General features: G+C 35.6%; 3 protein-coding genes. 1 reads left to right on the top strand and 2 read right to left on the bottom strand.

What is annotated here, in order from left to right; genetic code table 11:
- The coding region (locus tag AC1DUW_RS24050; RefSeq protein ID WP_477643647.1) for an IclR family transcriptional regulator at positions 1–790 on the bottom strand (790 nt) is incomplete at its 3' end.
- A 313-nt stretch (positions 791–1,103) separates the two neighbouring features.
- On the bottom strand, positions 1,104–1,910 hold the full coding sequence (locus AC1DUW_RS24045) for an alpha/beta fold hydrolase (RefSeq protein ID WP_053345921.1): 807 nt from the start codon (positions 1,908–1,910) through the stop codon (positions 1,104–1,106).
- Between the two features lie 1,092 nt (positions 1,911–3,002).
- Here AC1DUW_RS24045 and AC1DUW_RS24040 point away from each other — a divergent pair.
- Positions 3,003–3,332: MFS transporter (locus tag AC1DUW_RS24040; RefSeq protein WP_477643646.1), on the top strand; the 330-nt coding region annotated here is incomplete at its 3' end.

Genomic DNA, 3,332 nt, shown 5'->3' with positions numbered 1-3,332 from the left:
ACATATTTCCTCCACTGTATCCCATATAAACGGATAGCTGTTGAGAAACTTCCAGTAATTTCGGCAAGGCAATTTTATCGATAAAATCTTCCTGATAAGCAGATTCTGTTGCCACGACATTCAAAGCAGCCAATACTTTTCCAGTCCGGTCAAATATCGGCGCCGCTACAGAACGGATACCAGGGTGAAACTCCCCGCTTGTCATCGAATATCCTTTTTGCCGAATAGTTTCCAACTGCTTCTGGAATTCCCCCGGCGCTGTAAGGGTTTTGTCTGTATAAGGAGTGAGGTTAGTGATTTGGAACATTTGCATCAAAATTTCTTTTGGCTGATAAGCCAGCAGTAATTTCCCATTGGCTAATGCGTGTGCTGGTAGTCGCAAACCAATGTTCACATTGACAGCTGATACACCTCTGATTGGGGCACTACCTACATATACCACTTCCTGACCATCCAAGATGGACAAATGACAAGATGCTCCGATTTCATCACGCAGCGTCTCCATATAGGGTTGGACAATTTCCTGGAATTTCAAGCTGTTTAAATAACTAAAACCCAATTCAAGCACTTTTGGCGTTAAACTATAACGTTTTGTATGTTCATCCTGAGACAGGTACCCAATATTTTGTAGTGTAAATAATAAACGATATGGAACCGTTCTGCTTACTCCCAGTTGTTTCGCTATTTCTGAAAGCGATAAACTCGGCTGTGATTCATTAAAAAGCTTAATGATTTCCAATCCTCTTACTAATGAATTAGCACTATACTTCTCTTTCTCTTCGCTTGCCATTCAAGTATTCCTCCCGTTGTAAATTCAATACATTTCGGTGTCGCAAAAAACTATGCAGAGGAGATACCTTCAACTATTTTAATCTTTTCTACACTGAAATAAAAAAAGATAGAGACAAACTAGAAATCTATCTTCATGCAACCATTCATCGATTAAGAAAAAGTAGAAAAATGTAATTCCCGACTTCAACATAGCTTTATCACAGATCACCTGAAACTTAGAAAGAACATGCAGTAAAATGTCCACCGTTCTCTGCAGTTTTCCTAGAAAATTTTCTTGTTTTATTTAATTCCTTTTTTGTTTTTGTAAGCATCTATTTCTGACCTACCGGTTGTTTCTGTAAAAACTCAGTGACATAATTATTGAACACTTCTGGATCTTCTTGATAGCATAAATGACCTGTATTCGGAACGATGGCAAACTCGGATTTCGGAATCAATTCATGAAAAATCTTTGATTCACTTACCGGTGTGACCTGATCCAGCTCTCCACACATAACAAGTGTCGGAACAGATATAGAAGAAAGTATCTCCATTTGGTTTAAATTAGATAAAGAGTAGGAAACAGACCGGTATCCAGGCGGTCGCACTTGCGACATAATTCGTTCTGCTTCTTTCACTACCTCAACTGGTGCATTTGGCGACACTAACGCTTTCACCCTTTTTTTCGCAAGCTCACAAGGCTTTAACGTATTTATAGAGTGTAATCTACTCTGAAGCTTTCTTTTATTTTCTTCCGGACTTACTCCGGCTGCTCCACGTGTAGCATCTGATATAATCAGCGCCTCTACCATTTCTGGAAAACGGTTCGTAAAATCGATTGCAATTGCCGATCCCATTGAATGCCCGAGTAGGTAAACTGAGTGTAGCCCCAGACTCTCCAGGAATTCTTTCAATACATCTGCAAACTGGGAAAATTCTTGAAATTCTTCTTTTGGATCGGAACTTTCACCATACCCAGGTGCGTCCCAAGCAATTACTCTAAATTCTTCCTTCATCTGACTGAGTTGATGTCCCCAAGATTGAGAGTTATTTCCCAACCCATGTAGAATAACAAGCGCTTTTCCTTCTCCAGATTCCCGATAATGAATCGAGTATTCTTCTAATTGACTAATTGGCATCCTTTAACCTCACAATCTTTTCACTTTCACTATAAATAGATTTAAATGTATATTTTTAATTAAAACATATTTCCGTATATAAAACTAATTGGGGGGCCCAGTTTTATTGTCGTAAATGAGGGAAGAACATCTTATTCCCATAGTTACAGACAACTATACAAACTTTACTAAAAATATAAATTTAATACACTGAAGGTAAAATGTTGATTTAGTATTATCTAGTAACATTTTCTACTATTTAACTAATCATTTCCAGCAATAAATATTTCATATACAAAACATTATTAATATATGAATTATAGATTTTTCTTAATTTAAATTCAATATGAATAAATCAGAATTTTTCGATTTAAGTTTAAGTAACCTTTTTGGACGCAAAAAAGTCATGTACACATTTCTAATTAGTCTCTGTTGTATCACCCAAAAAAATGGACAATACTAGTTTTTTTGTTTGGCAGTCTTAATATCAGGGCAAGTAACTTCTTCCATTCAGGATGTTAATTCTTATGTACTTCGATAAATCCCTTAAAATCTTCCTCAGTGATTTCCCTTAAATTGTTATGGTCTTTTTAAGATTTCAACCTTCTTCCTTAACAGAAGGTTTCCCTCTGCATGTTGACTAAGAAAGCACTCTTCCCCTACATCAATAGATGTTTTCTTACCTATATTCTCACGGTCCAAGAATTGCAATCCTTTCAAGTACAAATTAGAAAGACTTATTGTGCCCATGGAAATAAACCGTTTACAAATCACGTGACTTTTTACTTTTTCAAATAAAAAAAGCATCTTTATAAAAATGTTAAAATCACAAAAGTTTATTTATTCAAAAAATATAAAATTATTAAAATATTAAATTGACAATCAATTCTATTTATTTTATCGTTAAGAAAGTAAAACTTTGTTTTCCTAGCAAAACATCACCAGTGCATATCGATCAGTCAGTATTGTGAAGAAAGGCGGGATACAGCTCATTAAAGAGCAAATCAAAACTAGTACATATACAAAATTACTTTGATTAGGGCAACCGTAATTCACTTATACTCGATGGTAAGTGTTTTAAGCATGCTTAAAAATCGACAAGGAGATGGTATTATGTTAAATGGGCAAAAAAGATGGTTATATATTGCCGTTCCAATTTTTTTCTTTTGGTTTTTCGGACAAATTGATAAGGTTGGCATTTCCATCATTCAAACAGATCCAGAATTCTTGAATGCACTCGGTATGACAGGCGATGACAAAAATGCAAAGATCGGTCTTCTTTCTTTTGTATTCACCATTGCTTATGGAGTTTCAAATCTTTTTTGGGGCTTCATCATTGACAAATTAGGTGCCCGAAAAACAGCCATCGCCGGTTTATTCGTATGGACACTTACCATGATTGTGTCAGGCCTCGCTAATTCATATGAAATGTTTTTAGTAAGC

It is taken from the genome of Peribacillus sp. P4_C12 (genome assembly GCF_056402095.1).
The sequence above is the reverse complement of the archived record's forward strand: the minus strand, read 5'-3'. Positions and strand labels throughout refer to the sequence as shown.